Genomic DNA, 17834 nt, shown 5'->3' with positions numbered 1-17834 from the left:
CGGAGATCGCCCGCCGAGGTGCGCCTTGGCAGGCGGGGTCACGGCGCGAGCGCGAGCTCGGTCCGTACGCCGTGATGGTCGGTTCCGGGGACCACGAAGGTTTCGTGCCCGACGGCGGTCAGTCGCGGGCTCAGCAGTACGTGGTCGATGGTGATCATGGGCGGGACCGGAATCCCGGCCAGGTCGACCGTTCCGGCTGCCGGCCAGGTCGGAAGGTGACCGGCGCCGGCGAGGTCACGCGACGTGCGCCACCCGTCGGCGGAGAACTTTCGCATGGTGACGTGGTCGGTCGTGGCGTTGAAGTCGCCGGCGATCACGGCGGGGCCGCCGACGCGGGGCCGTAGCGCGGTCCGTACGGCCTCGTTCTCGGCGAACCACCGGCTCGTCGAGTCCGGGGGATTGGTCGGGTGCACCACGGCGAAGGTGGTGGCACCCCAGCGTGGCACGTCGACGAGCGCCCACCACTGCTGGTAGGTCGACTCGATCTGGGCATGCTCGCCGAGCGGATACCGCGACAGCAGCAGTGACCCGTTCACGCCCGGCTCGGAGCGGCCGACGCGGTGGGGGAGTCGCTCCGCCAGCCCTCGGGCGTCGAGCGCGGCCTCGGCCTCGGGGGTGACCTCGACCAGCATCACCACATCGGCACCGGCCAGGGCCGCCATCACCTGGTCCGGGTCGGCCCGCCCGACGAACAGGTTCAGTGTCACCACCGTCACCGTCGGCCCGTTCGGGCGTGCCGGCCGATCGGGCACCAGGTCCGGGGCCAGCCAGCTCAGTTGCAGCACCAGCCCGGCCACCGTCGTCGCCGCGACCACCGTGGCGGCCCGGCTCCTGCGCCACCCGTGCCGGCGGACCGAGGTGGCCGTCGCGAGCAGCGCCAGCAGCGCCGCAACCAGCCAGGCGGCAACGCCGTACGGCACGAACGAGGCGACCATGGCCAGCCCGGACCACTGTTGCAGGTCCGGCACCACCCGCAGCGCCACCAACCCGGCGCCCAGCGCCAGTGGGGGCAGCGCGAGCAGGACCAGCACCACCCTCATCAGGCCGTCACCCTCATCAGACCGTCACCCTCATCAGACCGTCACCCGCAGCGGCCCGGCACCGGCCGTACCGGGCCGGCCACGGCCACGCCGAGAAGCCTGACGGGGACCCCGATCACGATCACGCTGCACGGCCCCATCATGGCCGACGCCTGGTAAGGCCCTCCGCATACGGGGGCCGGCCCCGCTCGAGCGTTGTGTCCCAGGTCACCGCGACTGTTCTCGTACCCCCTCGCCTTGTATCCTCGACTGCGGCATTCCCCGTCCCCGACAACCTCTGGAGCAGCCATGCAGCGCCGAACGGTTCTTGGCCTCGGCGCCGGGACCGTCGCTGTCGGGATGGGCGCCGCCACCGGGCCTGGACACCGGGCTGCGCACGCCGCCGGGCCGGAGGATCGGACCCGCATCCTGGCCAACGTCGTCACCTGTTTCGCCGGTACGACGGTGGCCAACGGGTACGCCGAGGCGAAGCCGCGGATCGACGCCATCGTCGCCACCGCCCGGTCCCGCATCAAGGCACTCGACGCCGCGGGCGAGAACGAGGTGTTCGCCGGGCTGCCGCTCGGCAGCTCGGAGTCCAACCTCACCGCCACCTTCACCCGGCTGGCCGAGATCGCGCTGGTGACCCGGACCCCGGGGGCGCCGGCCGACCTGTACCGCAGCGAGGACCTGCAGCTGCGGGTGCTCGACGCGCTGGCGCTGGTGCACCAACGCCACTACGGTGACCAGGCGGCCGGCTACTACGGCAACTGGTTCCACTGGGAGATCGGGATGCCCACCCAGATCACCCGGGCGCTGGCCCTGTTGCAGCCGACACTGGACGACCTCCGTCCGGGTCTGTTGGACACCTACGTCGCCTCGATGGACGCTTACCTGCGCAACGGCGTCAACGGGGACGTCGACCTCACCTCACGCTTCCACACCGGCGCCAACCTGGCCGACATCACCACCAACCGGGTGATCCAGGGTGCCCTGCTCGGCGACGACGCCCGGATCACCAAGGCCGTCCGGGACCAACTCACCGTGTACGCCGACGTCGACCCGGGCAGCCCGGTCAACGGCGTGACCGACGGCTTCTACGCCGACGGCTCCTACATCCAGCACGACTCGGTCGCCTACACCGGCCAGTACGGCAAGAGCCTGCTGGAACGCAGCGTGCAGCTGCTCAAGTTCGTCGCCGGCACCGGGACCGGTTGGGACCGTCGCGCTGAACTCGTCCCGGTCGTCCACGGGTGGGTCGCCGGCAGCTTCGCCCCGGTGATCTTCCAGGGTTGGCTGATGGAGCTGGTCAAGGGGCGCGGGGTGTCCAGGCCGGCGGGTGGCTACGCCGACGTGGTGTCGATCGTCGAATCGGTCACCGACCTGTCCACCCTGGCCGACGGCGAACCGGCGCGACAGCTCGCCGGTTACGTGAAGTACTTGGTGTCCAGTTCTCGGGCCGACGTCGAGCCGGCCTCGTTCACCTCTCCGCAGACGATCGTCGCGTACGCCCAGTTGCTCGCCGACCCGCAGGTGGTGGCGGTCGACCTGGCCGGGGAGCGAGCCAGCTTCGCCTTCAACTCGATGGAACGCAACGTCCACGTCCGGCCCGGGTGGGCGTTCGCCTTGTCCCGCAACTCCGAGCGGATCAGCAAGTACGAGTACATGAACGGCGAGAACCTGCGGCCGTGGTTCTCCGGTGAGGGGATGCACCAGCTCTACCTCGGTGGACAGGACCAGTCCGACGTGCACGGTGTTGATCACCTCACCGTCGTCTCGCCGTACGGGCTGGCCGGGACCATCGTGCCGGTGCAGACCCGGCGGACGGTGCCGCAGGCCTACGACGGCCAACGGTGGTACGAGAACGCGGAAGCCGGGTTCACCTCGTCGTCGGAGAACCAGAACACCTACGTCTACTTCCCCCGCGGCACCACCGACCACTCCGGTGGGGCGAACCTCGGTCCGTACAGCACCGCCACGATGGCGTTGTCGGACGACGTCACGTGGCGTGACCAGCTCGTCGGGAAGATCCCCGCGGAGATCGCGGCCTACCCGAACGCGCGGGCCAGTCGATCATGGTTCATGTTCGACAGCGAGGTCGTGCTGCTGGCCGCCGGCATCTCCGACAGCCCCGACCTGGTGACGCCGCGACGGTTGCGGACCACCATCGACGCCCGGATCGCCGAGGTCGACGACGACGTGTCCGTCACCGGTGCCGACCGCAACGGTCGACAGGTGGGAGCAGGCAGCCACGACGACCTGGCGTGGGCGTTGTGGCAGAACCGCACGGCGAGGACGTCGGTCGGCTACGCCTTCCTCGCGTCGACCCCGGTGACACTGAGTTCCCAACAGCAGAGCGGATCCCGTCGCGACGTCCGCCTGTCGAACCCGGACACCGAGGTGACCAAGGACGTGTTCGCCGTCGAGGTCGACCACCCGGCGGGCAGCACCGACCAACTCGCGGTCGCCCTCGTCCCCGGTGCCGACGCCGACCGGCTCGGCCAGTACGAGTCCGCCAAGATGATCAAGGTGCTCAGCAACACCGAGGCCGTGCAGGCCGTGGAGCACCGGACCCTCGGCATCACCATGATCAACACGTTCAGCGACGAGCCGTCCCGGGTGCACACCACGACGATCGACGGGGTCGCCTCGGTGATCATGGTCGAGTCGGGCGACCTGCTGCGGCTCGCCGTCACCGACCCGACCACCAACCGGGAACGGGTCCGGATCGAACTGCGCGGCCGCCGCTGGCAGCTGCTCGGTGAGTCCGACCGGCTCCGCAGTACGCCCATCCCCGGTGGCCTGCGGCTCGACGTCGACACCCGTGCCCTGCACGGTGCCTCGATCCCGATCACGCTGCGCCGAGGCTGACCGGCCCGGCCCACCACGGCTGACCGGTCCCGACCGCTGACCGGCCCCGGCTCAGTCGTCGGTTCCCGGTTGTCAGTCCTCGATGATCGCGTCCTTGGGCAGCTTGCGGACCCGGCGGCGTCGCCGCTTGGGGATCATCGACCGCATCTCCTCGAGGTTTCCGAAGCAGAGCAGCCGATCCTGATCCTGCAGCACCTGACTGCTGCGCGGGTTCGGGACCACCTGGGTGCCCCGGTGCAGGGTCAGCACGCTGATGTCGCGCTCGGCCAGGCCGGAGTCACCCAGCGCACGGCCGACCATCTCGGAGCCGGTGTGCACCATGATCTCGGCAACGCCGTACCCGGTCGAGATCGCCAACCGCTGTCGCACGTCGATCTCCGGGAACGCCACCTGGTTGTCGATGTGGTCGATGATCGCGCCGGCCACGTCCAACTTCGTCGCCGCCTCGATCCCCTCCAGACCGGGGGAGGAGTTGACCTCCATCACCAGCGGCCCGTCCTTGCCCTCCAACATGTCGACCCCGGCCACCCGCAGTCCCATGATCTGCGCCGACCGGACAGCGGTCTCCTCGTACGCCTTGTCCAACTGGACGGCCTCGACCTGCCCGCCACGGTGCACGTTGGAGCGGAACTCGTCACCCTGGGCGGTCCGCCGCATCGCCGCGACGACCCGGTCCCCGACGACCAGTGCCCGGATGTCACGCCCCTTGCTCTCCGACACGAAGCTCTGGATCAACACGTTGTGCCGGGTCCACTGCAGCGTCTCCACGATCGCCTCGGCGACCTTGATGTCGGGCGCGAGGATCACCCCGATGCCCTGGGTTCCCTCCAACAGCTTGATGATCACCGGCGCCCCGCCGACCCGCAGGATCGCCGGCAGCACGTCGGCGCGGTCCCGGACGAAGGTGGTCGCGGGCATCCCGATGTCGTGCCGTGACAGGATCTGCGTCGCCCGCAGCTTGTCGCGGGAGTTGGCGATCCCGTACGAACTGTTGGGGGTGTAGACGTCCATCTGCTCGAACTGGCGCACCACGGCGGTACCGAAGTAGGTGATCGAATTGCCGATCCGCGGCAGGATCGCGTCGTAGGTCGACAGCGGTTTGCCCCGGAACTGCAGGTCGGGGTCGGATCCGGTCAGGTCGATCGCGAACCGCAAGGTGTTGAGCGCCCGGACGATGTGGCCGCGCTCCTGGGCAGCACTGACGAGCCGTCGGGTCGAGTAGCATCGCGGCGCGCGCGACAGGATTGCCAGTTTCATGGTGCCGCCTGAAAGGATGATCGAGTGTCTGGTCCGAGTCATTCCTACCTCACCGCCGGTTGGCGGGAGTGGGTCGCCCTGCCCGGACTCGGGGTGCCGTGGGTCAAGGCCAAGCTTGACACCGGGGCCCGTTCCTCGTCCATTCACGCGTTCGACCTCGAGGAGTTCGAGCGCGATGGTGGCGACTGGGTCCGGTTCGCGATTCACCCGTGGCAGCGGTCGGCCGAGGACACCACGGTCGTCGAGCTGCCGGTGCACGACCGGCGACTGGTGCGCAGTTCCTCGGGTCACTCCGACCGGCGGGTCGTGGTGCGGACCGAGATCGAGCTGCTGGGCACCAGCGTGCAGGCCGAGCTGACGTTGACCCGACGCGACCAGATGGGCTTCCGGATGTTGATCGGTCGAGAAGCGCTGCGCGGCCGGTTCCTGGTCGACCCCGGCCGCTCCTACCTCGGCGGACGACCCCGGCGGGCCACCCGACGACGCAACCGAGGGCGGTAGCACCCAGATGCCACGAGAATCCTTCCCGATCGGCAACGTCCGGGTGCGTCCCGGCACCGCCCGCGACGTCGAGCTGCCGATCACCAGACTGGTGACCGGCGCCGACATCGCCCTCCCCGTACGAGTGCTGCACGGCCGCGACGACGGTCCGGTGATCTGGCTCGACGCCGCCATCCACGGCGACGAGGTGGTCGGCATCGAGGTCATCCACCAACTGCTGGACACCCTGTCGGCCAAGACCTTGCGGGGCACCGTGATCGCGGTGCCGATCGTGAACGTGCTCGGCTTCCTCAGCGGTGACCGCTACCTCCCGGACCGCCGTGACCTCAACCGGTCCTTCCCCGGATCGGCGCGCGGTTCACTGGCGTCGCGGGTGGCGCACCTGATGATCACCGAGGTGATCGCCAAGTGCGAGGTCGGCATCGACCTGCACACCGGCTCCGACGGCCGCAGCAACCTGCCGCAGATCCGCGCCGACCTCGACGACCCGCGGACCAGGGAGCTGGCGGAGGTGTTCGGTGCCCCGGTGATGCTCCACTCCAAGCTGCGCGACGGGTCGCTGCGGTGGGCGGCCAGGGAACGCGGTGCGACCGTGCTGGTGTACGAGGCCGGTGAGCCGTGGCGGATGGACGCGTGGGCCATCGACGCGGGGGTCGCCGGCGTGCTGGGGGTGCTCGCGGCCCTCGACATGATCGACCCGGTCGAGGCCGCCGACCGGCCGAGCCGCGAGTGTCGCACCTCCGGTTGGGTCCGTGCCCGACGTACCGGACTGCTGCGCCTCGACTGCGAACTCGGCCAGGAGGTGACCGAGGGCGAACGACTCGGCGGGGTGTACGACTCGTTCGGCCGCACCCAGCGGCTGGTGTACGCCGACCGCACCGGCGTGGTGATCGGCCGGACCAAGGTGCCGCTGGTCAACTCCGGCGACGCCCTGGTCCACATCGGGGTGTGATCGGTCGAGCTCAGTCGGCCACGGCGAAGTTGCCACGGATGATCCGGTCCGGGTCTCGTTCGTCCTTCAACCGGCGCAGCCGTTCCAGGGAGGCCGGCGACAGCGCGTCCGACAGTTCTTCGGTCGGGTTCAGGAAGGTGACCGGCTTGCGGCCGCTGATGGGCAGGAACGCGACGAGCTCCGCCTGCCGGGCGCTCACCGCCCGGGCCAGTTCAGGTGTCGGCGCCGGCCCCAGCAGGTACAGCGCATACGGCTCGACGAGCGGCCCGTGCGGACCGTCACTCGGGCCGGCCAAGGCGCCACCCAGGTGGCGCAGCTGCACCGCCATCACCGGCGCCAGCGGCTGGTCCAGCAGGGTCGCGAACACGTCGTCGTCCAACCGGGTCAGCAGTTCGGCATGTGATCGGCCGGCGCTCGGCTCGGTGGGCTCACCGGTGATCGCGCCCAGGTCGGCGACGCTGATGGATGCTCGGCTGTCCGACAGCGGAGTGGGCAGGTCGTCGGTGGGCGACATCAGCTCACGGGCCGTCGCCTCGTCCCCGAGGTGGGTCGAGTCGATCGCGACCATCGGGTCGGCGCCGGGGAAGTTGAGCAGTTCGAACCACAGGGTGAGGCCGGGTGGTGCGGTCTCGGTCATCGCCCGGAAGGCCTGCGCGACCTGATGGGCGTGGTCGGCCGACCAGAGCTGGCGACCACCGAACACCTGCGGTGCCGGGTGGAGCCGAACCTCGAGTGCGGTGACCACGGCGAGTTCCCCGCCGCCACCACGCAGTGCCCAGTACAACTCCGGATCGCTGCCGGGGTTGACCGTTCGGGCGTTCCCGTCCGCATCGACGACGTCGAACGCGAGCACGCTGTCGGCGATCCAACCGAAGGCCCGTCCGAACCAGCTGAGCCCACCACCGAGGGCGGTGCCGGTGACCGTCACCACCGGTGAGCTGCCGGGCAGCGCGGTCAGCCCGTGAGCGGCGGCGGCGCGCTGCAGGTCGCCGGACCGGACTCCGGCCCCGACCCGGGCGGTCTGCTGCACGGGGTCGACGTCGATCCGGTCGAGCCGACCGGTGCGCAGCAGGACCGCGCCGGTGGCGCGCCCGGTCGCGCCGTGACCGCTCGGCTGGGTGGCAATCGCTAGCCCGTGCGTCCGGGCGAACCGGACGAGGGCAGCGACGTCGTCGGCGTCGGCGGCCTCGACCACGGCGGCGACCTGTTGGTCGACCTCCCGGTTCCACGGTTTGTTGCCCATGTCCCAGTCGGTGTCGCCCGGCAGCAGCACCGGTCCGCGGACGCTCGTGGGGAGGGCTTCGGCGACGTGGGTGGGCAGGGCCGTGTCGGCCACGGGGGTCGTCGGTTCGGTGGTGATCGGCGGGTTCGTCACGATTGCTCCTCGGTTGGTGGTAGCCATGGCAGGGTTGAGCTGGCCATCGCAGCGGGTCTCGTCCTTTGAGTCGAACGATGGCCCCAAAACGTGACACGACCTGACCGGAGGGAACTCGTGCCCCAGAAGATGACGGCGGAGCAACTCGACGATTTGGCCACCCGGTTCGACGGTCACCGACCGAAGCTGCAGGCGATCGCACGCCGCACGCTGGGCTCACCGTGGAGCGCCGACGACGCGGTGCAGGAGGCCTGGGTGCGGCTGCAGCGGGCCGACGTCGCCCGCATCGAGAACCTCGAGGCCTGGCTGACCACCGTGGTCTCCCGGATCTGCATCGACCTGATCCGGCAGCGCGAGTCCCGTCGCGAGGTGCTGGCCGACAGTGACCCGATCGGGGGTGAGCCGGCGGCGGCGGTGACCGGGCCCGTGGACCCGGCCGAGCAGACGTTGGCCCTGGCCGATCTGACACTGGCGATGCAGGTCGTGCTCGACACCCTCGGCCCGCTCGAACGCCTCGCGCTGGTGCTGCACGACGTCTTCGCGCTGCCGTACGACGAGATCGCCCCCATCGTGGAGCGCACCCCGGCGACCGCGCGCCAACTCGCCTCACGGGCCCGGGCCAGGCTCCGGTCGGTCGACGTCGCGGCCGTACGGGACCGCCGCAGCTCAGCGATCGGCGCGTTCCTGGCCGCGGCCCGACAGGGTGACTTCGGTGGGCTGCTGCTACTGCTCGACCCCGACATCCGGTTGCGCAGCGATGACGCCGCGGTGGCGTTGTCCCGGGGCGCGGTGGCGGCCGGGGCACCGCCGCTGGCTACCGAGGTCCGGGGCGGCGACGCCGTGGCGCGGCTGTTCGACGGCCGGGCCCAGCGCACCCGCCCGGTGCTGGTGGACGGGGTCCCGGCTGCCGCCTACGTCAGCGAGGGCGTGGCCCACGCGGTCTACCTGGTCAGTGTCGTCGACGACCGGATCGTCGGACTGGACGTGATCGCCGATCCGGGCCGTTTGGCCACGCTCGACATCGTGATTGCCCTGGATCCGTCGTAAAAGTGGGCGCCACAGCGACACACGTGGACGTCAGCTCCACCTGTGTCGCCACAGCGCCTCTTCTCACGGGCGGCCGGTCTACGACCCGTCCGCGGGGACCACGGTCGCGGTGACGTGCACCTCGTCACCGACGGCCCAGCCGATGTCGCCCTGGATCCGGCCCACGGCGGCCAGGTCGGCGGCCACCTCCCGCAGCCGGGTCAGGCTCGCCTCCGGGGCGACGACCCGGACGTCGGTGATCGGGGTCTTCATCGAGACCTTGGCCTGCGACTTGGCTCCGCGGAGACCGATCAACGCCGCGGCCACGTCGGCCACCAGCTCCGGATTCCCTTCCACCGCAGCGATCTCGTCGACGGTGGGCCACGCGCTCCGGTGGATCGAGGAGTCGTGCCACCACGACCACACCTCCTCGGTCACGAACGGCATGATCGGTGCGAACAGCCGCAGCAGCACGTCCAGGGTCGTGACCAGTGCGGCGTGTGCCGAGGCCGCGGCTTCTGGTCCCTGTGCCCCGTACGCCCGTTCCTTCACCAGCTCCACGTAGTCGTCGCAGAACTGCCAGAAGAAGGTCTCGGTCACCTCGAGGGCGCCGGTGTAGTCGAAGGCGTCGAGTCGTTGCGTGGCGGTGGTGATCACCTCGGTGAGGGCGGCCAGCAACGCGCGGTCGACGGGCTCGGTGACGTCTCGACAGGCTCGACGGGCGGAACTCACGTCCGTCGAGCTCGTCGAGGTGTCCAACATGCCCAGCACGAACTTGCTGGCGTTGAGCACCTTCATCGCCAGCCGGCGACCCACCTTCATCTGCGACTCGTCGAACGGGGAGTCCATCCCGGGCCGCGCCATCGCCGCGCGCCACCGTACGGCGTCGGAACCGAACCTGTGCAAGATCTCGTCCGGGACGGTCGCGCCGCCCTTGGACTTCGACATCTTCTTGCGGTCCGGGTCAACCACGAAGCCGCTGATCATGGACCGGTACCACGGCAGCGAGTCGTTCTCGAGGTGGGCACGCACCACCCGGGAGAACAACCAGGTCCGGATGATGTCGTGGGCATGGGTGTTCAGGTCCATCGGGAAGGTGACGTCGAACAACTGCGGGTCACGCTCCCACCCGCAGGCGATGTGCGGCGACACCGACGACGTGGCCCAGGTGTCCAACACGTCCGGGTCGCCGATGAAGCCGCCCGCCCTGCCGCGCTGGTCCTCGGTGAACCCGGGCGGGCAGTCCGAGGACGGGTCGACCGGCAGCGACTCCTCCGAGGCCAGGATCGGCTCGGCGTAGTTGGGCTCCCCGTCGGCGTCGAGGGCGTACCAGACCGGGAACGGCACCCCGAAGTAGCGCTGTCGCGAGATCAGCCAGTCACCGTTCAGCCCGCTCACCCAGTTGTCGTAGCGGTGCTTCATGAACTCCGGGGTCCATGCCAACTGGTCACCACGCACCAACAACTGCTGCTTCAGGTCGTCGTCGCGGCCACCGTTGCGGATGTACCACTGCCGGGTCGACACGATCTCCAGCGGCTTGTCGCCCTTCTCGTAGAAGTTCGCCATCCGCTGGGTCGGCTTCGGCTCGCCGTCCATGTCGCCACTGGTCCGCAACGCCTCGACGATCAGCTCCCGGGCCGAGAACACGGTCTTGCCGCTCAACTCCTCGAACAGCTCGACGCCGGCACCGGCGCCGCTGATCCACTCCGGCACCTCCCGCACCACCCGGCCGTCGCGCCCGATGATCGTACGGGCCGGCAGGTTGAGCTCACGCCACCACGTCACGTCGGCGAGGTCGCCGAAGGTGCAGCACATCGCGATGCCCGCGCCCTTGTCCATCTCCGCGCCCGGATGCGCGAGCACCGGCACCTCGACCCCGAACAGCGGACTGGTGACCGTGGTGCCGAACAACTCGGCATACCGCTCGTCGTCGGGATGCGCGATCAGCGCCACGCAGGCCGGGACCAGCTCGGGTCGGGTGGTCTCGATCCAGATCGGGTCGCCGCCACCGGTGGGGTGGTAGGCGATCCGGTGGTAGGCGCCGGGGTAGTCCCGCGCCTCCAGTTCGGCCTGGGCGACCGCGGTCTGGAAGGTCACGTCCCACAGCGTCGGCGCCTCCGACAGGTACGCCTCACCGCGGGCCACGTTGCGCAGGAACGCCTTCTGCGACACCAACTGTGAGTCGTCGGAAATCGTTGTGTACAAGGTGTCCCAGTCGACCGACAGGCCCACCCGGCGCCACAGCTGCTCGAACGCCTGCTCGTCCACGTGGGTCAGCTCATGGCACAACTCGACGAAGTTGCGCCGGCTCACCGGCACCTGCTTCTTCGGGTTCGGCTTCGCCGGCGGGGTGAAGTCGGCCTCGTACGGGACTGTCGGGTCGCAGCGCACGCCGTAGTAGTTCTGCACCCGGCGCTCGGTCGGCAGCCCGTTGTCGTCCCATCCGATCGGGTAGAACACCTTCTTGCCCAGCATCCGCTGGTAGCGGGCGATGACATCGGTGTGGGTGTAGGAGAACACGTGGCCCACGTGCAGCGAGCCGGACACCGTGGGCGGCGGGGTGTCGATCGAGAACACCTCGGCGCGGTCGTCGGCGCCGGGGAAGGTGTACGTCCCCTGCTCGGCCCAGGCCGCGCTCCACTTGTCCTCCAGGCCCTCCAGCTTCGCTGCGTCCGGTACCGCTACGCCAACCCTGCCCGCAGGCGTCGTCGACGTGTCGGTGGGCGCGGTGTGCTGTTCGGTCATGGAACGGAATCCTACGCAACTCGGGTGGACGGGGCCGCATGGCCGGACAGGGCGAACCCGCAGCACCGACCGTGGCGCGCCGGGCGTCGTCGGCTACAGGTTGTCGAGGAACGCGAGCAGCGGCGTCCCCACCCGCCCGAAGGCGTCCAGGGCGACCAGAAAGCCGACGATCCCGACGATCCACGAGGTGGCACCGGCCGCGTTGCGGGTGAGCCAGCCGTCGACCCGTTGCAGCAGGGGTTCCACCGCCTGCCGCGCCACCAGGCGGACCACCATCAGCAGCAGGGCGGGGGTGACCATCACCAGGCAGTACACCAGCAAGGTGATGCCGAGGGCCGCCGGCGGCAGGTCGGAGGCCGTCATCAGGCCAATCGCGCCGAGGTACGGCAACATCGACGCCGCCTCGATGGCCACGGCGCCGAGGGCCAGTACGGCCAGCGCCCCGAGACCGCCACCGGGATGGCCCACCGACACCTTGGCCCGCCACCGGGTGACCCGGGCGTTGCCACGTTCCCGGGCCTCGGGAGTGTCCATCCGGAAGCTGATCACGACCAACGCGACCCCGACGGCCAGCTGCAGGGCCCCCAGCACGGGTGAGGTGGACGCCTCGGCCAGCCAACCGCCGAGGCTGCGGCCGCCGGTGATCAACACCGCGCCGATGGCGGCGTAGGCGACCACGATCGTTCCCAGGTAGAAGACCAGCCGCCCGACGCGGATCCGGCCCGGGTTGAGCAGCAGCCAGATCGGGATCAGCAGGGTGCCGAAGCTGGTCGAGTCGATCAGGGCGAGTGCGGCGAGCGAGCCGGCCGTCAAGGGGTCCATGTCGCCAGCATTCCCGGGCGGCCGCCGGTCCACATCGGCCAGAAGAAGGTACTTGGGTGGGTGGAGTACATCCTTCGTCGCATTTCGTTCGAGTGGTCGACGTGGTGGGATGGACCCCATGGCCCCGACCTCCGAGACCGTTCCCGGCAGGGTGGGCCCCGGGCACTGGCGTCGGCTGGTGCCGGACTGGCCCTGGCGTGACATCGCCGGCGCCGCTGCCATCCTGCTGATCGGCGTCGTGCTGATCGCGGCCGGCATCGGCGGGACCGGCACCGGGCTCGACCTGTGGGGGATCGCCGACCTGTCACCGTGGTGGCAGTTGGCCTGCCTGGTCCCGGCGTGTGTGCTGGTGGCGGTCAAGCGGTACGGCTCGGTGAAGGCGCTGCTCGCCGGGATCGTGCTGTTCGCCGTGGACGTGCTGGTGCTTGGTGACGGTGGCATCGCGATGATCCTGGTGCTGTTCGACCTTCTCTTCGGAGTCGGTCTGTACGCGGGCCGGCGGGCTCGGGACGTCGTGACCACCGGGGTGATCATGGTGACGGTCGCCCTGGCGGTGCTGGTCAGTGTCCTTGCCCAGGACCTACGTCAAGGGATCCTCGTCGCCCTGCAACTGGTCGCGATCGGGGTGGTACCCCTGTGGTGGGCCGGCAACATCCGCCAGCAACGCGAACTCTCCGGTATCGCCGTCGACCGCGCCCGCGATGACGCGATTCATGCCGAGCGTGCCGCGATCGCCCGCGACCTGCACGACGTCGTTGCGGCCCGGTTGTCGACCACCGCACTGCATTCGGGTGCCGCGCTCGCCCTACCCGCTGACCATGATCGGGACCGGAAGGCGCTGCGGGCGGTCCGGGAGAGCAGTGTCGCCGCCCTCGACGAAATGCGCGACATGATCACCGTACTGCGACAAGGTCAGGACCCGGAGCCGCCGGCCACCGCCCGACTCGCCGACATTGCCGTCCTGGTTGAGGAACTGCGATCGGCCGGGGTGCCGGTGGAGCTCGAGACCGACGTGCCGGACGACCTCTCGCCACTGATCGAGCACAGTGCCCACCGGATCGTGCAGGAGGCGTTGACCAACGTGCGACGACACGCGGGCACCGGCCCGGTCCGGGTCATGATCAACAACGACGACGAGAGGTTGCTGATCGAGGTCACGAGTACGCTCCCAGCGCCGGGCAGGCGTACTCCGGAACCCGGGACCGGAACCGGGCTGTGGTCCATGGCCGAGCGGGCCCGAGCGGTTGGCGGCACTCTGGACGCCGGTCCCGACGGCAGTCGCTGGGTGGTCCGTGCGGTGCTGCCACGCGGTGGTCGCCGTCACGGGCAGGGGGCGACGTCCGAGCAGTACGACGATGTCGTCCCCAGCGGTGGGGCGTCATGATCAAGGTGTTGCTGGCCGACGACCACGGTGCCATCCGGGCCGGGCTGCGACTCGTGCTCTCCGCCGATCCCCAGCTCGAGGTGGTGGGGGAGGCCGCCGACGGCGCGGTGGCCGTACGCCAGGCGCGGGCGCTGCGGCCCGACGTCGTGGTGATGGACGTCCGGATGCCCGGTACCGACGGCATCGAGGCGACCCGGCAGATCGTGGCGGCCGGGTCCGCGGCGGTGCTGGTACTGACCACCTTCGACATCGACGAGTACGTCTTCGGCGCACTGCGCGCCGGGGCTGCCGGATTCCTGCTGAAGTCGGCCGAACCGGCCGATCTGGTCGACGCGGTCGTCCGGGTCGCCTCCGGCGACGGTGTGCTGGCTCCCGAAGTCACCGCCCGCGTCCTGGCCACGTTCGTCGGGACGCCGGCCCCGGGCGGGCGGACCAACCCACGGCTCGACGACCTCACCGATCGGGAGCGGGAAGTGCTCGCCGCCCTCGGCCGGGGCCGTTCCAATGCCGAGCTCGCGGCCGAGCTGGTGATCAGTGAGGCTACCGTCAAGACGCACGTGTCACGGGTGCTCGCCAAGCTCGGGTGCTCGTCACGCATGCAGGCCGCCATCGTTGCGCGCGAGTCGGGTCTGGGCTGACCCAGACTCGCATCGACATTCGTTTGTACAAATGACGGCTTGTGTTATGGTTCCTGCCATGACCGAACCGGCGTTGGACCTGCAGGACCAGGCGTGGCGCGCCCTGGCCGACCCGAACCGGCGCCGCATCCTCGCCGTGATCCGCAGCGAACCGCGGTCGGTCGGTGCGATCGCCGACGAGCTGACGCTGTCGCAGCAGACCACCTCACACCACCTCGGGGTGCTGCACAACGCCGGCCTGGCCACCCGGACCCGGCAGGGGACCCGGCACCTGTTCGCCGTCGACACCGACGGGCTCGCCGCCGTCCGGTCCTACCTGGACGACTTCTGGCCCACCAAGCTCGCCGCCCTCAAGCAGGCGGTCGAGGCCAAGCAGGCGGTTGAGGCCAAGCAGGCGGTTGAGGGCAAGCAGGCGGTCGAGGGCAGGGAGGCCGGTCGTGGCTGAGTTTCGTACGTCGATCGAGATCGAGGCCCGCCCGGAGACCGTGTTCGATCACTTGGTCACCGACGACGGCATCACGGCCTGGTTGGGCCAGCACGCCGACGTCGACGCCCGGCCGGGTGGGCAGTTCGCCGTCGACATCGCCAGCCATCCTGTTCGCGGCGAGTACGTCCACGTCGAACGCCCCAGCCGCGTGGTGGTGACCTGGGGCTTCCTCGGGAGTCCTGACCTCCCGGCCGGGGCGTCCACCGTGGAGTTCCTGCTCACCCCGGTTGCGGCCGGCACCCGGGTCGACCTGCGGCACGGCGACCTACCCGATGACGGGGTCGAAGGACATGCGTACGGCTGGCGGCACTTCCTGCCCCGGCTGGTGATCGCGGCTCCCGGCGGCGATCCCGGAGCCGACGACGACTGGCAACCCCTGACCGACTGAGACCCCTGACCGACTGAACCTGATCCCTGAACCGCCCAGCACCGATGAAGGAGACATCATGATCAACTCGACCAGGACCGAACAGCCGAACGCCGTGGACGTCGTCGACGCCTACCACCGGGCGTGGACCACCGGCGACGTGGACACCGCGATGGACCTCGTCGCCGACGACATCGTCTGCCGCGCCCCGGGGCAGGACCTCACCGGCAAGGCCGCCTATCGCGAGTTCATCGCCGCCTTCGCCCCTGAGCTCACCGGGGTCCCCGAAGTCGCCCGGTTCGCCGACGGGGACAAGGTGGCACTGTTCTACTACCCGCAGACTGCGACGGCCACCACCACTGCGGCGGGGGAGTGCTTCACCGTACGGGAGGGCAAGATCGTGGAGAGTGTGCTCGCCTTCGATCGGCTCGGCTACGCGCCGCCGCAGGCAGAAGCGTGAAACCCGAACAGGCCGACCTCGTCGAACGGCTGCGCGAGGCACTGGCCACCGAGCAGCCCCGCGAGGTGACGATGTTCGGCGGCCGGGCCTTCATGGTGGACGACCAGATGGTCGTGCATGCCGGCAACTCCGGCAACCTGTTGGTCCGGGTGTCCCCGGAACGGGATCCGGACCTGGTGGACACCCCCGGCGCGGCCCGGGCCGAGATGGGTGCGGGCCGCAGCATGGGGGTGGGGTGGATCTCGGTCCGGTCCGACGCGATCGCCGACGACGAGCAGCTCGCGGGCTGGGTCACTGCCGCGCTCGACCGGATTCGCTGACGTCGGGCCCCTCGACAGGCTGGGAGGGGCTCGGGTCGCCCGCGGCCGCTCGACGGGCTCGAGGAGCGTTGCGGGGTGCTGGAGGGCGTTCGGGACCACTCGTGGGGCGTTGGTGAGCGCACTACGATGGCAGGGCCATGACTGAACCCACCACCGACGCCGCGCACGAGCGCCTCGTCGCGCACCTGACCTCGCGCTGGCCTGAACACCGGGTCGGCCCCGGGCTGGGGCGGATTCAGGCGCTGACCGAGCTGCTCGGCGATCCGCAGCACAGTGCCCCGGTCATCCACGTCGGCGGTACCAACGGCAAGGGCTCGACCGCCGCGATGATCGACGCCCTGTTGCGCGCCCGTGGCCTGCGTACCGGCCGGTTCGCCTCCCCGCACGTCAGTGACATCACCGAACGGATCAACATCGACGGCGAGCCGATCAGCCACGAGCTGTTCGCCGAGGTGTGGGCCGACGTCGAGCCGTACGTGCAGATGGTCGACGAGCGCCGGATCGACGGCATCGCGATGACCTTCTTCGAGGTGATCACCGGGATGGCCTTCGCCGCGTTCGCCGATGCGCCGGTCGACGTGATCATCCTCGAAGTCGGACTGGGCGGGACGTACGACGCCACGAACGTCGCCGACGGGCAGGTCGCGGTGATCACCCCGATCGATCTTGACCACACCCATCTGCTGGGTTCGTCGGCCGCCGAGATCGCGGCCGAGAAGGCCGGCATCATCAAGCCCGGGGCGCAGGCGATCCTGGCCGGTCAGTCCCAGGAGGTCGCCGGGGTGTTGTTGGCCAGGTGTGCCGAGGTCGGCGCACTGCCGCACCGTGACGGCATCGACTTCGGTCTGATCGCGCGGGCCCGAGGCGTCGGCGGCCAGGTGCTGCGCCTGCAGGGCGGCGGCGGCCCGGTCGAGGATGTCCTGCTCCCGTTGCACGGTGAGCACCAGGCCCACAACGCCGCCCTCGCGCTGGCGGCCGTCGAGGCCTTCGGTGGCATGACCGCGATCGACGAGGACGTGCTCCGGACGGGGCTGGCCGATGTCCACCTGCCGGGGCGGCTGGAGGTGGTCCGCCGGGCACCGACCATCGTGCTGGACGGGGCCCACAACCCGCACGGGGCGCGGGCGGCGGCCTCGGCTGCGGTGGAGGCGTTCGCCTTCCAGCCCTGCATCGGGGTGGTCGCCTCGATGGCCGACAAGGACACCACCGGCGTGCTGGAGGCGTGGGCCGAGGTTTTCGACCACGTCATCTGCACCCAACCCGCCAGCACCGGCCGGGCGATGCCGGCCGAGGAGCTGGCCGACCTCGCCCGCCAGGTGTTCGCCCCCGATCGGGTGCTGGTCGCACCGCGGCTGGACGACGCCCTCGACCGGGCCGTCGCACTGCTCGACGTCGAGGCCTCGCCGCTGGCCGGCGTCATCGTCACCGGCTCGATCATTGCCGTCGGTGAGGCCCGCAACCTGCTGGGCGTGACCGGTCGGCCGGAATCGGGCGGCACCGCAGAACTCTCGGTGGGCGGGTCGTACGACGACGATCCGCTGGGGCTGGCCGAGTCCGGTGACGACCCCACCGGCCGGGGCGGCGAGCCCGACCCGTTCGGGAGGGACTGA

General features: G+C 70.3%; 16 protein-coding genes. 11 read left to right on the top strand and 5 right to left on the bottom strand.

All coding sequences use genetic code 11. The annotated features are described in order from the left end of the window. Window positions 1-38 precede the first annotated feature (38 nt). Entirely contained in the window at window positions 39-1040 is a 1002-nt protein-coding gene (locus tag ACQBAU_RS13400; protein ID WP_465256796.1) for an endonuclease/exonuclease/phosphatase family protein, read from the bottom strand. A gap of 288 nt (window positions 1041-1328) precedes the next feature. Between ACQBAU_RS13400 and ACQBAU_RS13395 the strand changes: the two genes are divergently transcribed. Beyond that, complete coding sequence (locus ACQBAU_RS13395; protein ID WP_465256797.1) at window positions 1329-3890, top strand: polysaccharide lyase family 8 super-sandwich domain-containing protein; 2562 nt, start codon at window positions 1329-1331, stop codon at window positions 3888-3890. A gap of 72 nt (window positions 3891-3962) precedes the next feature. Here the strand turns inward: ACQBAU_RS13395 and ACQBAU_RS13390 are convergent, their stop codons facing one another. Then, window positions 3963-5147, bottom strand: coding sequence for a RimK family alpha-L-glutamate ligase (locus ACQBAU_RS13390; protein ID WP_434551136.1), 1185 nt, complete (start codon window positions 5145-5147; stop codon window positions 3963-3965). Window positions 5148-5171: 24 nt separating this feature from the next. Here ACQBAU_RS13390 and ACQBAU_RS13385 point away from each other — a divergent pair, with 24 nt between their 5' ends. Next, a complete protein-coding gene (locus ACQBAU_RS13385) occupies window positions 5172-5648 on the top strand; it encodes an ATP-dependent zinc protease family protein (protein WP_465256798.1) in 477 nt (158 codons plus the stop codon). A 7-nt stretch (window positions 5649-5655) separates the two neighbouring features. Further along, window positions 5656-6600, top strand: a complete 945-nt coding sequence (locus ACQBAU_RS13380) for a succinylglutamate desuccinylase/aspartoacylase family protein (protein WP_465256799.1) — start codon at window positions 5656-5658, stop codon at window positions 6598-6600. A gap of 10 nt (window positions 6601-6610) precedes the next feature. Here the strand turns inward: ACQBAU_RS13380 and ACQBAU_RS13375 are convergent, their stop codons facing one another. After that, window positions 6611-7975: an FAD-binding oxidoreductase gene (locus ACQBAU_RS13375; RefSeq protein WP_434551139.1), complete on the bottom strand. Its 1365-nt coding sequence runs from the start codon at window positions 7973-7975 to the stop codon at window positions 6611-6613. Window positions 7976-8092: 117 nt separating this feature from the next. Between ACQBAU_RS13375 and ACQBAU_RS13370 the strand changes: the two genes are divergently transcribed. Beyond that, window positions 8093-9022: a sigma-70 family RNA polymerase sigma factor gene (locus tag ACQBAU_RS13370; protein ID WP_465256800.1), complete on the top strand. Its 930-nt coding sequence runs from the start codon at window positions 8093-8095 to the stop codon at window positions 9020-9022. Window positions 9023-9100: 78 nt separating this feature from the next. Here the strand turns inward: ACQBAU_RS13370 and valS are convergent, their stop codons facing one another. Both valS and ACQBAU_RS13360 read right to left on the bottom strand, forming a co-directional pair. Beyond that, window positions 9101-11746: a valine--tRNA ligase gene (valS, locus tag ACQBAU_RS13365; protein WP_465256801.1), complete on the bottom strand. Its 2646-nt coding sequence runs from the start codon at window positions 11744-11746 to the stop codon at window positions 9101-9103. 93 nt (window positions 11747-11839) lie between these two features. Next, entirely contained in the window at window positions 11840-12568 is a 729-nt protein-coding gene (locus ACQBAU_RS13360; protein ID WP_465256802.1) for a GAP family protein, read from the bottom strand. Between the two features lie 118 nt (window positions 12569-12686). Here ACQBAU_RS13360 and ACQBAU_RS13355 point away from each other — a divergent pair, with 118 nt between their 5' ends. From ACQBAU_RS13355 to ACQBAU_RS13325, 7 genes are all read left to right on the top strand, one after another. Continuing rightward, on the top strand, window positions 12687-13952 hold the full coding sequence (locus tag ACQBAU_RS13355; RefSeq protein WP_465256803.1) for a sensor histidine kinase: 1266 nt from the start codon (window positions 12687-12689) through the stop codon (window positions 13950-13952). Then, entirely contained in the window at window positions 13949-14590 is a 642-nt protein-coding gene (locus tag ACQBAU_RS13350) for a response regulator (protein WP_465256804.1), read from the top strand. Before ACQBAU_RS13355 ends, ACQBAU_RS13350 begins: the two co-directional genes overlap by 4 nt. A 58-nt stretch (window positions 14591-14648) precedes the next feature. Further along, a complete protein-coding gene (locus ACQBAU_RS13345) occupies window positions 14649-15035 on the top strand; it encodes an ArsR/SmtB family transcription factor (protein ID WP_465256805.1) in 387 nt (128 codons plus the stop codon). Next, entirely contained in the window at window positions 15028-15465 is a 438-nt protein-coding gene (locus tag ACQBAU_RS13340) for an SRPBCC family protein (RefSeq protein WP_465256806.1), read from the top strand. Before ACQBAU_RS13345 ends, ACQBAU_RS13340 begins: the two co-directional genes overlap by 8 nt. 58 nt (window positions 15466-15523) lie before the next feature. Then, on the top strand, window positions 15524-15904 hold the full coding sequence (locus tag ACQBAU_RS13335; RefSeq protein WP_465256807.1) for a nuclear transport factor 2 family protein: 381 nt from the start codon (window positions 15524-15526) through the stop codon (window positions 15902-15904). After that, a complete protein-coding gene (locus tag ACQBAU_RS13330) occupies window positions 15901-16224 on the top strand; it encodes a TfoX/Sxy family protein (RefSeq protein WP_465256808.1) in 324 nt (107 codons plus the stop codon). The genes ACQBAU_RS13335 and ACQBAU_RS13330 overlap by 4 nt, the downstream gene beginning before the upstream one ends. A 137-nt stretch (window positions 16225-16361) precedes the next feature. Further along, complete coding sequence (locus ACQBAU_RS13325) at window positions 16362-17834, top strand: bifunctional folylpolyglutamate synthase/dihydrofolate synthase (RefSeq protein ID WP_465256809.1); 1473 nt, start codon at window positions 16362-16364, stop codon at window positions 17832-17834.

Origin of the sequence: Carbonicoccus niuqiaonis (genome assembly GCF_050157065.1) — a bacterium.
GTDB lineage: Bacteria > Actinomycetota > Actinomycetes > Propionibacteriales > Propionibacteriaceae > Avipropionibacterium.
Note: the sequence above shows the minus strand (reverse complement) of the source record. Positions and strands in the feature narration are given on the sequence as shown.